General features: G+C 76.3%; 1 protein-coding gene and 1 pseudogene. Both read left to right on the top strand.

All coding sequences use genetic code 11. The features are described 5' to 3' along the window. Positions 1-162 precede the first annotated feature (162 nt). Positions 163-534, top strand: a complete 372-nt coding sequence (locus B7767_RS16025; RefSeq protein ID WP_179167165.1) for a TraR/DksA C4-type zinc finger protein — start codon at positions 163-165, stop codon at positions 532-534. Continuing rightward, positions 531-932: pseudogene (locus tag B7767_RS16030) on the top strand (hypothetical protein); the annotation flags it as partial. The gene B7767_RS16025 and the pseudogene B7767_RS16030, both read left to right, overlap by 4 nt.

Below are 932 nucleotides of genomic sequence, written 5' to 3' on the forward strand. Positions count from 1 at the left end.
GATCCCCGCCCGCAGGCGACGCCCGGCACGCACGCCCGGACCGGGCTCGCGCGGGGCGCCCCCGTCGCCGCCGCCGGACCCGCCCTCCGCGCGGACGACGGGGACCCGACGACAGGCCTCCCCGTCCCTCCTTCTCTCCCGCTCTGCCCAAGGGGTGCAGTGGTGACCCACCAGACCATCGGCGAGCGCGACACGGTCCTCGACGACGAGGACCTCGCCGCGCTGCGCGAGAACCTGCACGAGCAGCGGCTGTTCCGGCAGGAGCAGCTACGCCAGTTCGCCGTCCACTCCTCGAACCGTGCCGACGACCGGCGCCGGGAGGCGGACGCCGCCCGGATCGAGGTCGGCGTCAAGCTCGCGGCGTCCGCCCGCATGGTGCTCGCCGACGTCGAGGCGGCACTCGCCCGGATGGACTCCGGGCAGTACGGCACCTGCCACCTGTGCCGCCGCGCCGTCGAACGCCACCGCCTGCTGATCGTCCCCCAGGCCCGCTACTGCGGGCGCTGCCAGCAGGTGAGGGAGGCCGGCCGGTGACCGTGATCCGGAGTCCCCTCCCGGCACCGGTACGGCACCGGCACTGGCCGCTGTGCCGGCGCTGCTCGGGGATCGCTCTCGACCTGGGCAGCGCCCGCACACGCGCGTGGATCGCCGGACGGGGCATGGTCCTCGACGTGCCCACCGTGACCTTCCCTGGTACCGGCGCGATCCACCCCGTCCAGCGCGGCACCATCGTCGACATCCCCGGTACGGCACGGATGCTGGAGCGGCTGCTCGGGCACCGGCTGCCCCGGCTCGGCCGCCCGCTGGTCGTCGTCACGGCACCGGTCCTGGACGGGCTCGCCTTCCGGACCGCCGCCCGCACGGCCGTCGAGGTCCTCCGCCCGCGCGCCGTACTGACCGTCCCCGGCGCCCGCGCGGTGGCCCTGGCGGCG

The organism is Streptomyces sp. 13-12-16 (assembly GCF_002114215.1).
Classification (GTDB): Bacteria; Actinomycetota; Actinomycetes; order Streptomycetales; family Streptomycetaceae; genus Streptomyces.